The following is a 19,435-nucleotide window of genomic DNA, read 5'->3' as shown; positions in this document are numbered from 1 at the left end:
CGCTACACCTCTTTCACTGCAAAAGCTCCCGCAGCAATAACATCGCCAGCTTCTGTTGTAAGGATCACTTTCACAAAGCAATCGTCCGCTGCAAAATCAAAAATCACGACACTATCGACCTCTATTGGCTTATGAAATTTCATATCATATTGAGTGATCCACTGTGTAGGGTGCTCAGCAATATACAAAGATTGGGCTAATCCCATAAGATACATCCCATGTGCGATGGGTCGCTCCAAACCAGCCTTGGCTGCGGCCTCTGCATCTAGATGTATAGGCTCCAAATCTTGGGAAGCAGCTGCATATTGCCGGATAGCCTCAGCTGTTATGCACTTTTTTATCATGATCATCACCTACCCGAATTAACACCGTTTCTGCGGTGACTATTAGCTTACCCTCACACCTACAAACCAGCGTATGTGTGTAAAAAGTCAGTTTACCCTGTCTGCCTTCTTTTTGCACCTCGCCCGTTAACGCTAATTCACAATCCAAAATCATCCCCGCCGTAATCGGAGCTTGATATGAAAATTTCTGAGTGCCGTGAAGCAAGGGTTCACCGATGATTAACCAAGGAATATCGAAGTCTTGCCAGAAAATAATAGGCATCGTCGCAGGAGCGATCAGCTTTCCATTTATCGTCTGCAAGGGTGCTTCAATACTCTGTGCGTAGTCCGAAATCCATTCAGCAGTCATATGGATCTGATGTCGGACACTGTTCATTCTATAACCTCCACGAGTGTTGCCAGACCTATCCCGCCGCCGATTCCCAGAGTAGCAAGCCCTCGTTGGTAAGGGGCATGTTGCATTTCAGCACATAAGCGAGTCATTAAAATAGCCCCGGAAGCTCCGTATGGATGGCCTATTGCTAATGCCCCCCCGCCAAGATTGACCTTTTCCTGTGGAATTTGAAGCTCGTTCAGTGATGCCAATACTTGTGAAGCAAAAGCTTCGTTAAACTCTACGATATCTAAATCGGCAACGGTAAGCTTTTGGCGTTTTAACACCTTTTGCACAGCTGGTACAGGCCCCATACCTAAATAGTTCGGATCTACACCCGCAGCTTGCGCATCCACGACCCGCAAAATAGGGGTAAGCTTAAGCTGCTGGCATTTCTCACGAGACATCATTAATAGAAGCGCTGCGCCATCATTAATAGGACAGGCATTTCCAGCAGTGACGGTACCCTTTTCTTCAAAAATTGGCGGCAGCTTTTGCAGCTTGTCCAGACTCGTATTTGCCCGAGGACATTCGTCGGTGCTCACCCACTGCCCCTCTACCTGAAGAGGTACTATCTCCTGCTGAAACCGGTCACTTTGCTGAGCATGAACCGCCTTTTGATGGCTTTTTAAGGCATATTGATCCTGCTCTTCTCGAGAAATCCCGTATTTCCTAGCTACATTTTCTGCAGCAATTCCCATATCCGGATCACCGTAAGAGCTAGGCGTAAAATGTGCACGGGTATACAGCTGTGGAACCCCCATTAACGTCTGTGGTTTAGCCATTTTCCATGGAGCACGGCTCGTACTTTCGACACCACCTGCTAAATAAATCTCACCAGCGCCGCTTTGAATCAGTCTTGCTGCTATATTAATTGCCTCTAGCCCAGATCCGCACTGACGATCCACGGTGACGCCCGGAACCGAAACAGGCAGCCCCGCTTCAAGCGCAGCTACCCGGGCAATATTACCTCCTGGGCCCACAACATTCCCAATAATGACATCATCGATCAGTTCTTTAGGCAAGTTCGTTTCGGCTACAATATGCTGAATAAGCGGCGCCAGTAATGCCTCCGGCTCAAGTGTACTTAATAAGCCACCCATTCTGCCAACCGGTGTACGTTTTGCCATGACAATTACTGCTTCTATCATATCATCGCTCTTTTCACATAGTCTTTCATCGCTTGCCGGGCAATTTTGCCACTGCTTGTATAGATAAATTCATCCAGGGTTAGCAGCTGCTTCGGCGCTTTGTAGCTCGCTAAATACTGGCGGCAATAATTCTTAATTTCTTCGACAGATAAATGCTGTTCTCCGCTCCACTTCACGAGGGCTATCAGCTGTTCTCCCCAGTAATCGTCAGGCACGCCAAGCACCATCACTTCATCTATTTCCGGAAGAAACTCCAGCACCCTCTCTATTTCTTCCGGATAAACGTTCAGCCCTCCGGATATGATTTTATTCTTCAAACGTCCCGCCATATATAAATAACCAGCTTCATCCTGATAAACATAGTCTTCTAAAACAAGCCATCCCTCTCTAAAAGCTGCTGCTGTCTCATTCGGCAATTGATGGTAGCCTAAAAATATCATATCACTACGCACATATAGCTGCCCAATCTCCCCAGGAGGGACTTCCCGGAGCTGGTCATCACGAATGGAAATTTGCACCCCGGGATAAGGTCTGCCTACAGAGGTCGGATTATGCTCGGTCAGAACATTCAAATAACTAATATAGCTCGCTTCTGAAGAACCGTAGGATTCATAAAGCCGCGCTCCACCAAACACTTCCATGCCCCTTTTCTTGGACAACTCCGACCACTTTGCACCTGAGCTAATAATCGCATCAATCTGTATCTGCCCAGGTACAGCCTGCTGCATCATGGATTCGATCATTGTTGGTACGACGAACAGCACCACGCCCGGAATTTGCTGGCACAGCTCTAACACCTGCGTGGCACTAAATTTTTGTGTGATATGAAAGGTTGCTCCACTATATAGACTCTGCATTACGGCGAATAAGGATAGGGAATGCACAAATGGACCTGGTGCCAAAACATCCTTCATAGCGTCCAATTCAAAAGCAATATTCGAGACCTCAAAGCTTTTTAACCATGATAAATGGGTACGCATATAACCTTTGGGCAATCCGGTTGTGCCTGAAGTAAAGCCAATAAATAATAATTCATTCGTCTCATCCAACTCAGCCTCCGGCTTCAGGGCAGCCAGCCACTGATCATAGGAACCTGTTCGTTCATTTGAGAAGGTCAATGTTTGGATCATTTGATCCTTGAAGGTCAGATTCTTTGCGGCTTCCGGCTCGGCAAAAATCATTGTCGGCTGGCACTGCTCTATAATAACCTGCAGTTCATTAGCACTCCACTTGGGATCTAAGGGAATGGGAACACAGCCCGCATAAATCGCCCCCAAAAAAACCTCAACAAATTCAATACGATTCGTAGATAAAATCGCGATTTTGTCATGCCTCAGACCCTTTTGCTGTAAGCCATTCGCGATTCTCCGCATCGTTTTTACTAATGTGGCATAGGTATGACTTGCTTGGTCATGGGTTAAGGCAATGCTGTCGGGCTGCTGTGCTGCATGACGCAGTATAGGAACTACTAGATTCATCCTAGATCACACCTGTTCGTATTTTCTGTGACTACCGATTATATACATTCTCTTCAATCGGACTGCCCCGCAAGTCCAGCCCAAACTAAAGGATATGTGATAAGCGCCATCGCCGGCGCTCCTGTTAAACTAACCCGCTAGAATTGCTACGATAGCTTATTTTAGCTTTATATTATTTTTATGTACACATCTTTCATGTAACTATTAAGTCCATCTTACAACGAAAAAACAGCCAGCACGCATCGATTATGATCGGTACGCGCTGGCTGTATTGTTGTTTAGTCCTTCTTTTGAACGGATGATGGTGAACCCTCTTCAGCAAAAGTAAAGGTTCGGGCGATATATAAGATAGGTGTGCTTACTGCGGTTAGTAAGAACTTCGCTAGATAAGTCGTAAGCAAAATTTCAAGCCATACATTCCAGTCATACAAGCCCGCAAACGCAATGGTACAGAAAATAAGTGTATCCACAAAGGAGCTAATCATCGTACTACCGTTGGAACGAATCCACAGCTGACTTGAGGTGCTGTAATATTTCCGAATCCAAGAGTACAACCGAACATCTAGGAACTGACTAATGAAGTAAGCAGTAAGACTACCCAAAGCTAGTCGAGGCATCAGCCCAAAAATCGTCTCCAAAGAAGACTGAGCGATATCGGTCTCCTGCGGCTTAAATACTAGTACCATCTGCATAATGACTGTAGTCATAAGCAAGGTGAAGAAACCAAACCAGACCGCTTTACGTGCTTCCGCTCTTCCGTACTTCTCATTAAGTAAATCGCTGGTCATATATAAAGTGACATACATCGTATTTCCGAGTGTCATCACAATATCAAATGGCATAGCAATCGTCTTAGCTACCTGAATGTTAGCAATTACAGTAGCAATACCTACCCAGGCGTACATTCCACTTTTCCCGAACAAGCGGTAACAGAGTAGAAAAAAAGCAAAATTGACAATAACAAATAAAACTCCCCACAGCAAATTAAACATATTACTGAAATTCCTCCTAGTTTTGTTTACGCGGGATGGTTACGAACCGCGGCTTACAATATTAAATTTTCGGAACAAAACATTAATACTCTATCACAATAGCGCTTAACAATCCATAAAAATAATATTTTTATATGAAATTGGTAGTTCCATTTCTTTTTTTTCGCCAATTATCTAAAATAGTCAGCAATAATTCATTTTTTTCAGAAAAAAATGCTCTATAGGACAAAACTTTCACTATTCATCCAGAGGTTAATTCTATAGAATAGTATCAAACACCTTATTCCCGATCCATTTAGTAGAAATATGACATAACTATGGAATATATCTCGGGTCGCCAATTTCCAGCAGTTGGCATGGAGTATCTAGTGAAGACTAAAAAAGAAATGACCTCACCGTCCATAAAAAAAGGAGAGAACGATATGTTTCGTATCAAGCATTCGATCAGTCGCAAATTTACGCGTTTATTATTTGTTGTTCTGTTGCTCACGTCTCTTTTGTTAAGCACCAGCTTCTATTTTATCTCTATCAGTATCTTCAACAGCTATGTTATGCCGCAGATTAACAAAATCCTTACTGCCGCTGCTCAGGACGTATATAAGAATCTCAACGTAATGCACGCCCAGCAAACCCTAAATAAGAACGATCAGTCTGCCACCAATCTCGAGTTCTATTTTCAGGAAAAGAGGAAACAACATGGAGTGGAAACCATTTTTCTGGTCAATCTGAAGGGGAAAGAAGCTGAGATTCTATCCGCAGATCACGATGCAAAATTGCAACGGGCAGAAAGTGTCACCGTATCCTCTGCAATGCAACAAGCCTCTAAAGGAAAAACTGGACTAAGCGATACATATAGCGACGCACATGGTATACATAAAACAGCTTATATCGGTATTCCCGGAAGTACGATGGTTATCGGTGTAAGCAGTGACGTAAGCTTCATTCAAGAAAAAACAGACAGTATTCTATGGACAAGTGCCGGAATCACACTTCTGACGTTGATCATCGGCCTAACTGGTGCATGGTTCATGAGTGTGCGTATAACACGTCCAATCTCAAAACTGGCAGCTTATAGTGCCCGGCTCGCAGAGGGAGATTTCACCGAAGAATTATCAGTTAAAGGAAATGACGAAGTTGCACAGTTGTCCGTAAGCTTCCAAGCGATGACCCAACGCCTGAAAGAAATGATTGGACATGTACTGGTAACCTCTAATACTGTCGTTGCGGATTCCAACTCTTTAAAAGAACGTGTTGAGGTTCTCAATGATATGGCGGAACACTCCAGCTCATCGGTAATAGAAATCGGCAAAGGTAGTACGACTATTGCTAGCAGTGCATCAGATAACTCGAGAGCAATGGAAGAAATCAATTTAGGCATTCAAAGTATTGCCTCAGCAGCGAATGAAGTCACGGAGCAAATCAGTGAGGCTTCCGCTGAAGCAAGTGGCGGTAATGAAATTGCTCAAAGCGCTGTGCTGCAAATGCGCCAGGTTGAACGTGCTTCCCTACAGTCGCTGGATCAATTACAAATCATGAATGAGCGTTCAGTAATGATCGGAGAAGTCGTTCACAGTATTACTGAAATTACGAAACAGATCCAAATGCTGTCGCTGAATGCTTCAATTGAAGCTGCACGCGCAGGAGAGCATGGACGCGGCTTTGCTGTTGTTGCGGGAGAAGTACGCAAGCTGTCTGAACAATCCCGTAACGCAAACGAACAGATCCGTGACTTCCTACTTGGGCTTCAAGAAGATATGAGTCGCTCCGTTACCGAGATGAACCACGTGAATTCTGAGGTTGCCTCTGGAGTCGGCAAAGTAGCAGAAGCAGGTGATGCCTTTAATCACCTCCTGATTCTTATCCAAAGCATCAATCACAGCATCCAATCCGTATCTGCGGCTACACAGCAAATCTCAGCAAGTACAGAAGAAGTCAGTGCTTCCGTCGAAGAAACTGCACAAATTACATCAAGATCGCAAGAAAGTGCGGACACACTCGCTGCTAACTCAGAGCGGCAGCGCGTCGAACTGGAAGGCCATGCAGAAACCGTTAAACATCTGTATGAGCAAGCCAAGAAACTCCAAGAAGCTGTGCAGCAATTTAAGATTTAACGCTTGTAAATTAAAACCCCCGTTCACACGAAAGTGTTGAACGGGGGTTTTTAGTTTGCGATGGCTCGCTTAGACTTGGGGGCATACGCTAGGCTTGCGCGAAGCTCTCGCTTAGAATCGGCGCTTCATGTGCTGCTGGCTTGCGCGATACTCTCGTTTAGACTCGGCACGCCATTTGCCGCTGGCTTGCGGACTCAGATGCCGCTATTACTCGAAAAGCTGCCATTTGGAGACTTTTTCGGACTCGAGAGACGCTATTGCCTCATAATCAACCCAACTCAGCCTATTTCGCTCAAATAGCGCCTCTGGTGTCCGAAAACGCTCCAAATTAACCCTTTTATCACAAATAAGGTCTCCTGAGTCCGGAGCCAAGTTACCTACAGCAAATTACTCAAAGTTCATCCGTGGCGCTACCAACAGCAAATTACTCAAAGTTCCTCCGTGGCACTACCAACAGCAAATTACTCAAAGTTCATCCGTGGATGCTACCTACTGCAAATTACTCAAAGTTCATCCGTCGATGCTACCAACAGCAAATTACTCAAAGTTCATCCGTCGATGCTACCTACAGCAAATTACTCAAAGTTCCTCCGTGGCGCTACCTACTGCAAATTACTCAAAGTTCCTCCGTGGATGCTACCTACTGCAAATTACTCAAAGTTCCTCCGTGGATGCTACCTACTGCAAATTACTCAAAGTTCCTCCGTCGATGCTACCTACAGCAAATTACTCAAAGTTCATCCGTGGATGCTACCTACTGCAAATTACTCAAAGTTCATCCGTCGATGCTACTTACTGCAAATTACTCAAAGTTCCTCCGTCGATGCTACCTACAGCAATAGACTCGGCTACATGCGCTAGCTTGCGCGAAGCTCTCACTTAGACTCAGCACGCCATTTGCTGCTGGCTTGCGGACTCAGATGCCGCTATTACTCGAAAAACTGCCATTCGGAGACTTTTTCGGACTCGAGAGACGCTATTGCCTCATAATCAACCCAGACTCAGCCTATTTTGTTCAAATAGCGTCTCTGGTGTCCGAAAACGCTCCAAATTAACCCTTTTATCACAAATAAGGTCTCCTGAGTCCGGAGCCAAGTTACTCACTTAGTAAAAACTAGGTTACTCAGCTTTCATTCCGCTTTTATGGCTAAGCAAACCTCACTCAACCTAGTGCCGCGGTGCCCAGAGGATGACCGATACACCGATCACACAAATAACAGCTCCGACCCAGTCGTATACGTCTGGTGTCTTCTTGTCTACAAGCCATCCCCATAAGACCGCAAGTACGATAAACACCCCGCCGTAAGCCGCATACACTCTTCCGAAGGAAGGGAATTTCTGCAACGTAGGGATAATCCCATACGCTATCAGAATCAAGGACCCCACTAAACCGTACCAAAGTGGCCGTGATTCTCTCAACCATAACCATACTAAATATCCGCCACCGATCTCAGCAAGCCCAGCAATTATAAACAGCAGAATGGCAAATAACATGTCATCCCTCTTCCCTATCTATCTCATAAAAACGCAAAGGTTGCTCACAACAAATTGTACTCAAGGTTCCCCCATGGAGCTACCTACAGCAAATTACTTAATTACTCAAGATCCACCCTTAGAGCTACCTACAGCAAATTACTCAAGGTTCATCCGTAGTACCACCTACACCAAATTACTCAATATTCCCCGTGGAGCTCACATTAAATTGTGCTGGAGCAGCAATAACACTAGCAGCAGCACAACCTCCAGCAGCTCGTTCAGCGCGCCGTACACATCGCCGGTAAGCCCGCCGAGCCGGCTGCTGATCCGCCGTGCAGCCGCGGTGCCGCAGGCCAAGGCCGCGACCGGCAGCAGCAGAGCTGCCGCCAGATGCAGCGGCCACGCGGCTAAGCCAGCGCCGAGCGCCAGTGGCGCAGCGGCGGCGGCCAGCGAGAGCAGCGCGGCGACTGCCAGCGCGCGCCGCTCATGCGAGGAAGCTAGGCCGGCGAAGTTCGCGGCCAGCCCCTCGTCTCCACGGGCAATGGGATAACGCACCATTGCCCGTACCATATACCAGCGGCTCCAGACCGCTGGTACCAAGAGCAGCGGCAGCTCGTAGTAGGCGAAGCCTTCGATTAGAGCTGCCAACAAAGATGCTTTAAACAGCAGGAGCAGCACGCAGGCGAGTACGCCCATCGCACCCACACGGCTGTCCTTCATAATCTCCAGGGCTCGCTCCCGTGGCCGATAGCTGAGCAGACCATCCGCGCTGTCCATCCAGCCATCAAGATGCAACCCGCCAGTGAGGCCTACCCACAGAATCAGAGTGAGCACAGCTGCTGGCCAAGCAGGTAAAAGCAATCCCGTCAGGGCTGCTCCAGCAGCTACACACAGCCCAATTGCTGCGCCTACCATGGGATAGAAGATTACACTCCGGCGCAGCAGTTCAGGAGAGAATCCCGGATCACCTTTTACAGGAAATCGGGATAAGAACTGAAAGGCAGCTACGGCCGCATCCCTACGCTCCCTCATAAACGATACTCCCTGCTCTTCAGCTCAATCGGAATTCCAACAGTTACTAGAAAGACCTGTTCGCAATGCCGAGCGATCAGGGCGTTCATTCGTCCCGCCAGATCACGATACAATCGGCCAAGCGCATACTCCGGAACAATCCCGTCGCCAACCTCATTAGAGACCAGAATAAGCGTGCCTTGAAAAGAACGCACACTGTCTTCAAGCCTTGTTATTTCACTCTCAACAAGCTCTTGTCTATTTTCAAAACCTTCCACAGCCAATAATGCATTGGATAACCATAAGGTTAAACAATCTACGAGCACCGCTTTTTCCCCCGATAATCGCTTTAGCAGATCTGGTAAATCATACGGTTCCTCAAGCGTCTCCCAAGCGTAACCACTTTCCATTCGTTGATGCTGATGCAGAGCAATCCGTTCCTTCATTTCGTCGTCAAAAGCCTGTCCGGTTGCTACATAGAAGGCCTGATCTGCCAGTGACTGTATCAGTTTTTCTGCAAAACCACTTTTCCCGCTACGTGCACCTCCCGTTACAAGAATGCTCATCGTTGACCAGCTCCAGAGATGCCTGCACTTTCAAAGGTTGCCATTTCGCTCAAAATGCGGCAGATCGCCTCGATTAAATGAAGGCATAATACTCCCCCTGTTCCCTCACCCAATCGCAGACCGAGGTTAAGCAGCGGTTCAAGCCCAAGCTGCTCCAGCATTAACTTGTGTCCCCGTTCTCCTGATACATGAGACGCTATCATATAAGCGATGGATTCAGGTGCAAGGGCTTTTGCCACAAGCGCTGCCGCCCCCGAAATAAAACCATCCAAAATGATAGGTGTCCGATTAGCAGCGGCACCAAGAATCAGTCCCGCCAAGCCAGCGATTTCCAGTCCGCCAACTTTAGATAACACATCCAACGGATCTGCTGAATTCGGCTGATTTACCTTTAAGGCGCGTTCCACCACTGCAATTTTATGTAGTAAACGTTCATCATCAATTCCCGTTCCTCGTCCCACAGCTACTTCAGGGGCTATTCCTTTGAGAGCACATAGAATGGCAGCACTAGCCGTAGTATTCCCAATGCCCATTTCGCCTGTTATAAAAATCTCCGTGCCGTTCTTAACCGCTTCCTGCGCAACTCTTATCCCAACAAGAAGAGCATTCATGGCATCCTCACGACTCATCGCAGGTCCCACAGCCATATTATCCGTTCCCCGGCGCACTTTACGATCAATCAGATCGACATGACTAAGATCGCCGTTTATGCCGACATCAACAAACTGTACCTCTGCCCCAGCTTGACGTGCCAATACATTCACAGCCGCTCCACCGCTGAGAAAGTTATGGGCCATCTGTAGCGTGACTTCCTGTGGAAATGCGCTAACCCCTTCGCAGCACACCCCATGATCAGCAGCCATCACAACAACTGTTCGTTTGGTGAAACTAGGCTGCTCCGTACCCGAAATTCCAGCGAGCTTAACGGCCAAAGGTTCCAATTGTCCCAAACTGCCCGGAGGTTTGGTCAGAATGTTCAGCCGATGCTCCGCCTTGAGGATGGACTGATCATCAGCCGGAATGATTTGTTTAATTACGTCTTGAATATCTGAAAGCATATAATTACGACCTCCTATTAAATGTATCCGTATAACCTATTCTATCTCATATTCGCAGAAAAGCCCCCATCTATGATAGAGGGGGACTTCTAGAATTACAACTTCACTTTCATAAAATCTTCGATTCTCTCCAGCGCCTCCGTCAATTTTTGTAAGGAAGCGGCATAGGAGCAGCGAATATAACCCTCTCCGCCTGCTCCAAACACATGACCGGGAACCGCAGCGACACCGACCTCCCTGAGCAGCTGCAAAGCGAAGTCTTCTGATTTCATTCCGGTGTGAGCGATGGAAGGAAAGGCATAAAATGCACCCGCAGGTTCATGGCAAGGTAGTCCTATGGATCGAAATCCACTAACCAGCAGCTTTCTCCGCTCATCGAAGCATTGCTTCATGTGTTCCTTATGCTGCATTCCGTTGCGCAATGATTCAATCGCAGCAATTTGACCGAGCACTGGGGCACACATCGCAGTGTATTGATGGATTTTTAGCATCGCAGCAATTAATTCTCGATCGCCACAAGCATAACCCACTCTCCAGCCAGTCATTGCAAAAGCTTTGGAGAAGCCGCTAATCACAATCGTCCTTTCCAGCATCCCGGGAAGAGAGGCGATGCTGACATGCTGACTGTCATACGTAAGCTCGGCATAAATTTCATCTGAAATGACCAGTAGGTTATTCTCTTTTACAATCTGTGCAACAGGCAGCCAATCTTCATAAGTCATTACTGCACCTGTAGGATTAGTCGGAAAATTCACCATAAGAAGCTTGGAACGCGGAGTAATCACCTTCCGTAACGCTTCAGCAGTAAGCTTAAACCCCTGCTCGGCCGATGATTCTACCTCCACCGTAACCCCCCCGTTCAAATGGGTAATCGGCGAATATGCGATATAGCTCGGAGAAGGGACGATAATCTCATCCCCCGGTGTAATGAAAGCTCGTAATGCCAAATCCACAGCCTCGCTGCTTCCCACCGTAACCATAATCTCATCGTTTGGCTCATAGCGAAGCTTGAAACTTGTGTGCAGATAAGAAGCGATCTCCTCTCTAAGCTCCAGTAAACCGGAATTTGGCGTATACATCGTTTCCCCATTATTCAAGGCACGAATACAGGCAGCTCTTACATGCTCCGGTGTAACGAAATCTGGTTCCCCTACACCCAGCGATATAATATCCTGATTCCCCGCACTTAGGTCAAAAAAAGCCCGAATCCCCGAGGGTGCAATCTCCCGCACACGTGGAGCAATCCATTCATTATGCATGGCTGTACACCTCTTCTTTTGCACTCTTTTCCGTTAGGGAAAGGGAGATGATTTCGTCCAGCAGTCCGCTGAAGGTGTAGCCTGCCGCTTGCGCGCTTTTGGGTAAAAGACTGGCCTTCGTCATGCCTGGTAACGTATTCACCTCCAGCACATAAGGAATCCCCTCTTTAAGCAGCATATCAACCCGTGCATACACGCTACATTTTAGTGCTTTGTAACAGCTCAAGGCAGCCTCGCGTACCCGCTCATGCACCTCAGCAGGCAATTCAATGACCCGTTCATCTGCTCCGCCTTCTTCATACTTAGCACTGTAATCGAACCACTCGGCATTTGCTGAGGTTATTCCCAGAATAGGCAGCAGCTCTCCGTTTAGAATAGAACAGGTGATTTCTTGGCCTTGAATGTAGCTTTCAATCAAAATCGACTGATCACAGGCAAAAGCCTTCTGCACTGCGCACAACAGCTCCTCGCTGCTGCTCACTTTTTCCATTCCGATACTCGAGCCGCCTGAACATGGCTTCACCATAACAGGATATCCGAGCCGTTCCACCGCTTCAGCCGAATAATCCTTCATGCTGTCCCAGCATAGCCAATCTGCTGTATTGACGCCTGCGCAGCGCATAAGCTTTTTGGAGAGATCTTTATCCATGCAAATGCTGCTAGACAAAACCCCGCTGCCCGTATACGGAATCCCCATCGTCTCCAGCGTTCCCTGAACCGTACCATCCTCGCCGTAAGCTCCATGAAGTGCAAGCAGTGCGACATCGATCCCTTTTGCCTGCTCAATAAGCTCCTCACGCTTGGTGATCACAATTGGAATAATTTCATATTTATTGGGGTCTAGATTCTTCAATATTTCTCTACCGCTATTCATGGATACCTCATACTCTGAGGATACCCCGCCCATAATTACGCCTACCTTCATCTCAAGCACCTCTTTATCCCATTAGTTGTCGAGCTGTTCTGCCAATAATCTCGATCCCCTTGCGGATATCCTCATCCGTCACTCTGGAGAAACCGATCCGTATCGTATTTTGACCCTTACCGTCTGTGAAGAATATATCTCCTGCTGTAAAAATAACCCCTTGCTCATGACAGGCCGCCAACAGCGTCCTTGTATTAAAGCCCTCCGCGAAGGTTACAAAAAGATGCAGGCCACCGTCCCCTGACAGCGCCGTATAAGGAATACAATCCTTGCAGCATTGCAGGGTTAATTCATACTTTCGTTTGTATTCCGCTCTGGCTTTTTTCAAATACTTTTCTAAATGACCACCCAATAAATACTGATACAAAATGGATTGATCCAGCGTCGAGGTATGAATGGTACGGGCGCGCTTGACGCTTTCGAGGGAATTGATCAACTCCTGATCCGCCAGCACCCAACCTACACGTAGTCCCGGAAATAATACCTTGGAGAAGCTGCCGAGATAAATCACGCTGTTGCCGCTGCCTGCTGCTGCGATAAGTGGAGCCACATGTGAGCCCGAATATCGTAATTCCTCGTTAAAACCATCCTCAATCACCGGGACTTGGTAGCGATTCATCAGCTTCATTAGCCGCTGTCTTTTCTCTGGAGACATTACAATTCCGGTCGGATTATGATAAGAAGGGACGAAGTATGCACAGTCAAAAGCTTGCTGTTGCAATGCTTTCTCCAGCTCCGCCAAATCAATCCCATCACGCTCCATCGAAATCCCGGTGATCTCAAAACCGTTCAGCTTCAAATTTTTGATCGCTGTATGATGCGTCGGATTCTCACAAATGACCGAACCATTTTTTTTACTCAGAGCAGACAATACAATATCGAACCCTTCAGTAAAGCCATTGGTGATCAATATATCCTTGCCTTTCATTTCAACGCCCTTGTGCTCCATATACTGCTTCAAATAGTCTATTAAAGGCTTATACCCTTTGGCATAGCCGTAATTTAGCAGAACGTTGCCTTCCACCGACATCCGATCCATAAAGGACCGCTTCACATTATCCAGATCAAAAAGACTCTCATCAGGCGCTATGCTGGTGAAGGAGATCGTCCCCTTCTCCGCTCGAATCCCGCGCTTCATGATATCCAGTTCCTCTGCCAGCACCGCGTGATCATTGAGACGTGACTTCCAGTCCATCGTCCAGGAAGAGATCGTTTCACTGCCGGGCGGCGTAGCAGCAACATAACTTCCTTGCCCTTGCACGGCATAAGCAAAGCCATCATCCTCAAGCCCTGCATAAGCAGAGATTACGGAGTTGCGGCTAACCTTAAGCAATGTGCTGAGCTCTCGTGTGGAGGGCAGCTTTTGATTGCCTTGCAGACCGCCTTTTATGATTAAGTGCTTCATATAGTCTTTAATTTGTATATACACCGGCCGTCCGGCTATGAGCTTAAAATCCTTAAACATCTCTCAATCGCCCCCATGACTATCATGGCACAATCACTCGCTTAAAAAAAGAACCACAGCCATGGGATTTTAATCCGGCTGTGGTTCTATAAGAGGAAAAATGCCCAAAAAATCAAGTTACAGATCTATGCTCAATCACAAGCTCCCCTTCTCCAGAAGGGATCTCAAAACCATTTAAAAACCGGGTTAATATGTCCTCCGTAATCGGAAATGCGGCATTGGCGTCAAAACGTTCACTCCGGATAAGCAGTCTCTGACGCAATTCATCCGGCTGGACCTTTAAGTGAATCAGTTCCCACACGCCACCATAACTCTCAATGAGCTGCTTGTAATCGTTCCGTCTCTGACGTTGCCAGAAGCTGAAATCGATAACAACATGATGTTTTGCCTGAAGCAGATTCACCAGCTCCCCCCGCAGCTTTATCTCCGACTCTTCCTTATAGGACTCATAATTGTCCTCTGGATAATCCACCCCGAAACGGCCGTGCGTGGCCCAAATATCTTCATCTATCGAAAGTCTGGCGAATCCCTCTTTCTCCAGCTTTTTAGCAAAGGTTGTTTTACCCGACCCCGCTACACCGCACATCATCACTACGCTGGAAGCAACACTCGTACGCTTTTGCTGAAGCAATTTTTCAATAACCAACTTTTCGGTCAGCATTATAAATGCATCTCCCTTCCAATTGATGGTATACTCATCGTTACAAAATACTTTCTCAAGGGATTGTGATAAGGATATGGTGAAATCAGTCCAGCAGACCTCCTAAAATGAAAAATGAAATAATTTTAGGAGGTCATAATAAATGATTTTTATCCCGATTGTCATTGATAACTGGAGTAGAAAACCCTATTTTGAACATTATTTAAACAATGTCAGATGCACCTACAGCATGACTGTAAATATTGATATCACCCTTCTACTGTCAGAGCTCAAGCTAAAGGGAATTAAGCTGTACCCAGCACTAATCCACATGATAACTACGGTGGTGAACCGTCATAGTGAATTCCGCACATGTTTTGATTCTGAAGGTAGATTAGGTTATTGGGATAGCTTGTCCCCTAGTTTTACAATTTTCCATGATGATGATAAGACTTTCTCAAGCATCTGGACTTCGTACGGTGAACAGTTTAATGATTTCTATAACCGTTATCTCGATGATATGAAAATGTACGGAAGCGTGAAACAATTTATCGCTAAAGCAAACGAACCACCGAACACCTTCCCTATTTCCAGCATTCCGTGGGTCAGCTTCACAAGCTTTAACCTGAATGTGTATAACGAGGGAACCTACCTACTTCCCATCTTTACGATAGGGAAATATTTTCAGCAAGACAAAAAAATACTATTACCCATCTCGGGGCAATTCCACCATGCCGTGTGTGACGGTTACCATGCCAGCATGCTGTATAATGAATTACAATCACGTGCAGATACCTATAAGGAATGGTTACCTATTACCTAATATCTAATTAACCATGTTATTCTGCTGACAGCAAACGATAGTTCAAACATAAAGGGTTCCACCTATTAGGTTTTCCTAATGACGTGGAACCCTTTTTTCATGTAATCATCCTTTTTCCAAAATATGAGCTTTATCAGCTGACCATTGTCCATGCTGCCAGAGTATTTTTAGTACCATTCCATTCCCGGGAGAAGGAGCCACTGCATTGTAGAATGTGAGACCAGGAACTAACTGTGCAAGTAAATTCCTGATTACACCCCCATGCGTCACTACCAATACTCTATTCGATGTAACCTCACTTTTTTTCTCCTTGATAGCACAGCATCCAAACGCAGCCACAGCAGCTTGACCTAAGTCCAACAGGAAACTACGCAACCGAGCATCGAATGCTGTCCACGATTCTCCTTCTGGCGGTGTAACCTTTGAAGGATCATCAATCCAACGTCTATATAGAGAGTTATCTTTCAACTGCTCATAAGTGCAGCCTTCCCAAGCTCCGAAGTTCATTTCACGAAGCCGCTGATCGTAAACAGCGTCCTGCTCTAGTGAAGGTGCTCCGAAAGCCAAGGTCTCCCGACATCTTAGCAAATCGCTACAGAACACACGCCAAAAACCACCTGATAACTCAGTCTGCAGGCAGATCTGCTGCTGAGGTTGGGATAACCGCTCACTTGCGTCAGGAAGCAATGGAAGATCCGTATGTCCCAGGTAACGATGCTCAACATTCCATTTCGTCTGCCCGTGTCGGATAAGCACTAGCTCAAGCTCTATAGAGGGAATTGCCATACCGACGCTCAGCCTCCAATCCATATCCATGCCAAAACCGCGCATAGACCTACAAATATTGAAGAGCAGAGCATCATCATCCGCGAGGTCTGGATGATATCATCCGGTTCCATCGTACGTACCGGATCACCCATATAAGCCCGAAAAGAAGCGACGCCATGATACATATTTTCGCCTCCGAGTCGGATGCCGAGTGCGCCAGCCACAGCTGATTCTGGATAACCGCTGTTAGGGCTTGGATGTAGATGTGCATCCCGCTTCACCATTTGCAGGCATCTGCGCCAATCCAGACGAAGCATCCCTGCACATAGAGCCAAAAGCAATGCCGTAATTCGTGCCGGGATAAAGTTAGCCACATCATCGAGCCGGGCAGATGCCCAGCCGAGATCACGGTATTTATCGTTCTTATAACCAACCATTGAATCGAGTGTATTGACCGCCCGATAAGCCATAGCAAGCGGTGCACCGCCAATCAGCGCGTAGAAAAGCGGAGAAATAATCGCATCGACGATGTTTTCTGCTACGGTCTCCACCGTTCCACGGACAATTTCCGGTGCATCTAGCGAAGTCGTATCACGTCCCACGATCATCCCTAACGCCTTGCGGGCAGCAGGAATATCGACCTTCTGCAATTCCACGTACACCGCCATTCCTGCATCCTTTAGTCCCTTGGAGGCAATCGTGGTTGAAATCAACCAAACCTCGGCTATCCAGACGAGCCACGGTGAGATATATGACAGCAGCCATAGCAGGATGGCTGTCAGTGCCCAAGCACCGCCCGCCACACATAGCGGAAGCAACACCCCTGCTCTGCGTAGGCTTTGCGGGCGGGACCATAAACGACGGATCGCCCGCTCCAGAGCCGTGATTGCTTTGCCCATACCAATTACGGGATGAGGCAGGTTACGCGGATCACCTACGATCCGGTCAATTACGTAAGCCGCAAGCAACACCAAAGCGATTGTCACAAGCAATCACCTCTGAACAAGCTTCTACTTCTCCAGCTATCCATTCTCATTAGCTATCCTTCCTTGCCTGCACCGACAGCAGGCTGCCCGTCACAGCACTATATACAAGCCGGCCGATAGCGCCTCCAAGATCGGTTGCTGTGCCGGCATATACATGCTCGGCGCTGTATCGCCCGCTTTGGCTCACAGCGAGTACAATAGCATCCGTAGTCGTGCCGGTTGCGATCAGGCCATTCTCGGGATCGGTAATCCCGAGATCTGCCAGCGCGGCAGCTTTGGCTTCGACAGCTGTCTGCACAGCATTGACCATGGCCGCCGGTGTCAGGCGGCCATCAATGCAGAGCATGATGTTAATCGTACCCGGCCGATACACAGCCAGCACATTGCGTTCCACACCTGCGCGCGCAGCATTTCCTGCGGCGGCTGTAACGCAAACAAATATTCCCGCTGAACCCGTGTCCTCTTCAGCTACCGCTGCATGCTCTAGCGGCACAGCCGTCATCAGACCAGCACAGCCGGATAAAGGATAACCCCAATCGCGCAGCTTATTCTCCATATCCTGGACAGGATCACTACATTCGTAATTGCGATCAACATATAAATTGACGGCCCGCTGCAGCCGGTTCATTCCTCCGCCGTAGAACGCGCTCGATAAACCATCGGCTTCTGCTGGCAGCTCCAGCAGCAGATGCTTATCCTTCCATTGCAGAGCAAGCCCTGGCCAGACGGCCGGACGATACTCCCTGATTCCCCCTGTAAGATTAAATGGAATCTTCACTTCCACCATAGCCGATCCCGCTCCTTTCACCGCTCATTTCTTTCATTGAATACTTACAACCATCCTCGAAAGGATGCCACACCAATAGCGCTGTCAGCTCGCTCCGCACATAGAGTCATTAAAGACTACATGCACCTGTCACTTAGTCGCTAGAATCTCCGCCATCTGCAGCAAAAGGCGGGCATTATCCTCATGTCCCTTAACGGCAACTCGAATATGCTCAGCACCTAACCCTGCATACATAGCGCAGCTGCGCACTAGTATACCTACGCGGCCAAGCCTAGTCTGAAACTCAGCCGCGCTCCACGGTGATGGCAAGCCACAGAGCAGAAAGTTGGCTTCTCCCGGTGGGACATCGCAGCCCAGCTGCATAAGACCCTGCCGCAGTTTTTCGCGTTCTGCTGCAATAAGCTCACGCGTACGCTGTTCATAGTCACGTCCACTTGTAAGGCAGGCTTCCCCTGCGAGCAGCGCCAAGCCGTTCACACTCCAGGTGACCTGCTTTCCGCTCATCGCCTTCGCCAGCTTCGGATGTGAAATCGCAAACCCGAGACGCAAGCCGGGAATCGCATAAAACTTCGTCATCGACCGCACCAGAACCGTATGCGGAAACCGCTCCAGCTCCGGCAGGAGTGTATTTCGCTCTGACTCCGGGATAAAGTCAATAAAAGCTTCATCCACAGCCAAATAAGTCCCGCAGCTTTCAGCCTTCTGCGCTAACAAGCGCAGTTCCTCCACAGCATACTGAACGCCATTGGGATTATTCGGCTGTCCGAGAAATAACAGTTCCACCTGTTCCAACAGCCCGGCAATCTCCTCCACTCCAGCGCGAAAATGCTGTTCCCTTGTCCCCTGAACCGATAATACTTCAGCGCCAAATTGTACGGAAAGTTGCCGATACTCAGAGAAACAAGGCTCCACGATGCCAACCTTTTGCGGAGCTATCGCCAGCAGCAGCAAAGCCATAGATTCCGCTGCTCCGTTGCCCACAGTTAACCAGCTATTATCTACGCCAAGATTTTCCGCCAGTAGGCGTTTAAAGCGTCGGTGTCCAGGGTCCGGATATGCCACCACCGTTGACAGTGCTGTTCTGAGCAGCTCCAAAACTTGCGGTGGAGGACCGAGTGGATTGATGTTGGCACTATAGTCGAGAAATGTGCCCCCAGCTTCTCCATAGAGCTCCGCTGCCGTCAACAAATCACCGCCATGCCCATATTTTTCAAGCATAATT

The 19,435-nt window shown here is 47.7% G+C and carries 19 protein-coding genes and 1 riboswitch; of the genes, 2 read left to right on the top strand and 17 right to left on the bottom strand.

All coding sequences use genetic code 11. The annotated features are described in order from the left end of the window. Positions 1-2 precede the first annotated feature (2 nt). The 5 genes from NST94_RS06100 to NST94_RS06080 all read right to left on the bottom strand — a co-directional run bounded on the left by NST94_RS06100 (position 3) and on the right by NST94_RS06080 (position 4,338). Positions 3-344 carry a MaoC family dehydratase gene (locus NST94_RS06100; RefSeq protein ID WP_339281777.1) on the bottom strand — a complete coding sequence of 114 codons (342 nt, stop codon included), beginning with the start codon at positions 342-344 and terminating at the stop codon, positions 3-5. Further along, positions 319-720: a MaoC family dehydratase N-terminal domain-containing protein gene (locus tag NST94_RS06095; RefSeq protein WP_339281776.1), complete on the bottom strand. Its 402-nt coding sequence runs from the start codon at positions 718-720 to the stop codon at positions 319-321. The genes NST94_RS06100 and NST94_RS06095 overlap by 26 nt, the downstream gene beginning before the upstream one ends. Next, a complete protein-coding gene (locus NST94_RS06090) occupies positions 717-1,868 on the bottom strand; it encodes a thiolase family protein (protein WP_339172025.1) in 1,152 nt (383 codons plus the stop codon). The genes NST94_RS06095 and NST94_RS06090 overlap by 4 nt, the downstream gene beginning before the upstream one ends. After that, positions 1,865-3,346, bottom strand: coding sequence for an AMP-binding protein (locus NST94_RS06085; RefSeq protein ID WP_339281774.1), 1,482 nt, complete (start codon positions 3,344-3,346; stop codon positions 1,865-1,867). Before NST94_RS06085 ends, NST94_RS06090 begins: the two co-directional genes overlap by 4 nt. Before the next feature lie 278 nt (positions 3,347-3,624). Further along, on the bottom strand, positions 3,625-4,338 hold the full coding sequence (locus NST94_RS06080) for a queuosine precursor transporter (RefSeq protein ID WP_076128125.1): 714 nt from the start codon (positions 4,336-4,338) through the stop codon (positions 3,625-3,627). Between the two features lie 10 nt (positions 4,339-4,348). Beyond that, a riboswitch (PreQ1 riboswitch) is annotated at positions 4,349-4,394 on the bottom strand. Between the two features lie 366 nt (positions 4,395-4,760). Here NST94_RS06080 and NST94_RS06075 point away from each other — a divergent pair. Next, positions 4,761-6,449: a methyl-accepting chemotaxis protein gene (locus NST94_RS06075; RefSeq protein WP_076185737.1), complete on the top strand. Its 1,689-nt coding sequence runs from the start codon at positions 4,761-4,763 to the stop codon at positions 6,447-6,449. Between the two features lie 1,167 nt (positions 6,450-7,616). Here the strand turns inward: NST94_RS06075 and NST94_RS06070 are convergent. From NST94_RS06070 to NST94_RS06035, 8 genes are all read right to left on the bottom strand, one after another. Then, the gene (locus NST94_RS06070) at positions 7,617-7,943 is read right to left on the bottom strand and encodes a YnfA family protein (RefSeq protein ID WP_076128128.1); all 327 of its coding nucleotides are present in this window, start codon (positions 7,941-7,943) and stop codon (positions 7,617-7,619) included. 198 nt (positions 7,944-8,141) lie between these two features. After that, positions 8,142-8,957, bottom strand: coding sequence for an adenosylcobinamide-GDP ribazoletransferase (cobS, locus tag NST94_RS06065; RefSeq protein WP_076128130.1), 816 nt, complete (start codon positions 8,955-8,957; stop codon positions 8,142-8,144). Then, positions 8,954-9,502, bottom strand: coding sequence for a bifunctional adenosylcobinamide kinase/adenosylcobinamide-phosphate guanylyltransferase (gene cobU, locus NST94_RS06060; protein ID WP_076128132.1), 549 nt, complete (start codon positions 9,500-9,502; stop codon positions 8,954-8,956). The genes cobS and cobU overlap by 4 nt, the downstream gene beginning before the upstream one ends. Next, on the bottom strand, positions 9,499-10,560 hold the full coding sequence (cobT, locus tag NST94_RS06055; RefSeq protein ID WP_076104822.1) for a nicotinate-nucleotide--dimethylbenzimidazole phosphoribosyltransferase: 1,062 nt from the start codon (positions 10,558-10,560) through the stop codon (positions 9,499-9,501). Before cobT ends, cobU begins: the two co-directional genes overlap by 4 nt. Before the next feature lie 95 nt (positions 10,561-10,655). Further along, positions 10,656-11,819: an aminotransferase class I/II-fold pyridoxal phosphate-dependent enzyme gene (locus NST94_RS06050; RefSeq protein ID WP_339281773.1), complete on the bottom strand. Its 1,164-nt coding sequence runs from the start codon at positions 11,817-11,819 to the stop codon at positions 10,656-10,658. Continuing rightward, positions 11,812-12,744, bottom strand: a complete 933-nt coding sequence (locus NST94_RS06045) for a D-alanine--D-alanine ligase (RefSeq protein WP_076280087.1) — start codon at positions 12,742-12,744, stop codon at positions 11,812-11,814. Before NST94_RS06045 ends, NST94_RS06050 begins: the two co-directional genes overlap by 8 nt. A 13-nt stretch (positions 12,745-12,757) precedes the next feature. Further along, positions 12,758-14,209: a PLP-dependent aminotransferase family protein gene (locus NST94_RS06040; protein WP_076277713.1), complete on the bottom strand. Its 1,452-nt coding sequence runs from the start codon at positions 14,207-14,209 to the stop codon at positions 12,758-12,760. Between the two features lie 112 nt (positions 14,210-14,321). Next, entirely contained in the window at positions 14,322-14,870 is a 549-nt protein-coding gene (locus tag NST94_RS06035) for an ATP-binding protein (protein WP_339281772.1), read from the bottom strand. Between the two features lie 142 nt (positions 14,871-15,012). On the opposite strand from NST94_RS06035, the gene catA reads away from it, so the two are divergent. Then, complete coding sequence (gene catA / locus NST94_RS06030; protein WP_248547842.1) at positions 15,013-15,672, top strand: type A chloramphenicol O-acetyltransferase; 660 nt, start codon at positions 15,013-15,015, stop codon at positions 15,670-15,672. Positions 15,673-15,777: 105 nt separating this feature from the next. On the opposite strand, the gene NST94_RS06025 is transcribed toward catA, so the two are convergent. The 4 genes from NST94_RS06025 to cobD form a co-directional block, all read right to left on the bottom strand. Further along, positions 15,778-16,503: a histidine phosphatase family protein gene (locus NST94_RS06025; protein ID WP_248547843.1), complete on the bottom strand. Its 726-nt coding sequence runs from the start codon at positions 16,501-16,503 to the stop codon at positions 15,778-15,780. After that, positions 16,467-17,426 carry an adenosylcobinamide-phosphate synthase CbiB gene (cbiB, locus tag NST94_RS06020; RefSeq protein ID WP_339281771.1) on the bottom strand — a complete coding sequence of 320 codons (960 nt, stop codon included), beginning with the start codon at positions 17,424-17,426 and terminating at the stop codon, positions 16,467-16,469. The genes NST94_RS06025 and cbiB overlap by 37 nt, the downstream gene beginning before the upstream one ends. A 49-nt stretch (positions 17,427-17,475) precedes the next feature. Next, positions 17,476-18,213, bottom strand: coding sequence for an adenosylcobinamide amidohydrolase (locus tag NST94_RS06015; RefSeq protein ID WP_076218820.1), 738 nt, complete (start codon positions 18,211-18,213; stop codon positions 17,476-17,478). A 129-nt stretch (positions 18,214-18,342) separates the two neighbouring features. Then, positions 18,343-19,431, bottom strand: a complete 1,089-nt coding sequence (cobD, locus tag NST94_RS06010) for a threonine-phosphate decarboxylase CobD (protein WP_076280083.1) — start codon at positions 19,429-19,431, stop codon at positions 18,343-18,345. Positions 19,432-19,435 lie beyond the last annotated feature (4 nt).

The sequence above is a fragment of the Paenibacillus sp. FSL H8-0282 genome (assembly GCF_037963825.1).
Taxonomy (GTDB): domain Bacteria; phylum Bacillota; class Bacilli; order Paenibacillales; family Paenibacillaceae; genus Paenibacillus_AQ; species Paenibacillus_AQ odorifer.
Note: the sequence above shows the minus strand (reverse complement) of the source record. Positions and strands in the feature narration are given on the sequence as shown.

Bases quoted from the DNA above. Each gene is read 5' to 3' on its own strand.
- NST94_RS06085 (WP_339281774.1), bottom strand. From the start codon at position 3,346: ATGAATCTAGTAGTTCCTATACTGCGTCATGCAGCACAGCAGCCCGAC.
- cobT (WP_076104822.1), bottom strand. From the start codon at position 10,560: ATGCTTTCAGATATTCAAGACGTAATTAAACAAATCATTCCGGCTGAT.
- NST94_RS06015 (WP_076218820.1), bottom strand. From the start codon at position 18,213: ATGGTGGAAGTGAAGATTCCATTTAATCTTACAGGGGGAATCAGGGAG.
- NST94_RS06090 (WP_339172025.1), bottom strand. From the start codon at position 1,868: ATGATAGAAGCAGTAATTGTCATGGCAAAACGTACACCGGTTGGCAGA.
- NST94_RS06035 (WP_339281772.1), bottom strand. From the start codon at position 14,870: ATGCTGACCGAAAAGTTGGTTATTGAAAAATTGCTTCAGCAAAAGCGT.
- cobU (WP_076128132.1), bottom strand. From the start codon at position 9,502: ATGAGCATTCTTGTAACGGGAGGTGCACGTAGCGGGAAAAGTGGTTTT.
- NST94_RS06095 (WP_339281776.1), bottom strand. From the start codon at position 720: ATGAACAGTGTCCGACATCAGATCCATATGACTGCTGAATGGATTTCG.
- cobD (WP_076280083.1), bottom strand. From the start codon at position 19,431: ATGCTTGAAAAATATGGGCATGGCGGTGATTTGTTGACGGCAGCGGAG.
- NST94_RS06025 (WP_248547843.1), bottom strand. From the start codon at position 16,503: ATGCGCGGTTTTGGCATGGATATGGATTGGAGGCTGAGCGTCGGTATG.
- NST94_RS06070 (WP_076128128.1), bottom strand. From the start codon at position 7,943: ATGTTATTTGCCATTCTGCTGTTTATAATTGCTGGGCTTGCTGAGATC.
- NST94_RS06045 (WP_076280087.1), bottom strand. From the start codon at position 12,744: ATGAAGGTAGGCGTAATTATGGGCGGGGTATCCTCAGAGTATGAGGTA.
- catA (WP_248547842.1), top strand. From the start codon at position 15,013: ATGATTTTTATCCCGATTGTCATTGATAACTGGAGTAGAAAACCCTAT.
- NST94_RS06040 (WP_076277713.1), bottom strand. From the start codon at position 14,209: ATGTTTAAGGATTTTAAGCTCATAGCCGGACGGCCGGTGTATATACAA.
- NST94_RS06080 (WP_076128125.1), bottom strand. From the start codon at position 4,338: ATGTTTAATTTGCTGTGGGGAGTTTTATTTGTTATTGTCAATTTTGCT.
- NST94_RS06075 (WP_076185737.1), top strand. From the start codon at position 4,761: ATGTTTCGTATCAAGCATTCGATCAGTCGCAAATTTACGCGTTTATTA.
- NST94_RS06100 (WP_339281777.1), bottom strand. From the start codon at position 344: ATGATAAAAAAGTGCATAACAGCTGAGGCTATCCGGCAATATGCAGCT.
- cobS (WP_076128130.1), bottom strand. From the start codon at position 8,957: ATGAGGGAGCGTAGGGATGCGGCCGTAGCTGCCTTTCAGTTCTTATCC.
- NST94_RS06050 (WP_339281773.1), bottom strand. From the start codon at position 11,819: ATGCATAATGAATGGATTGCTCCACGTGTGCGGGAGATTGCACCCTCG.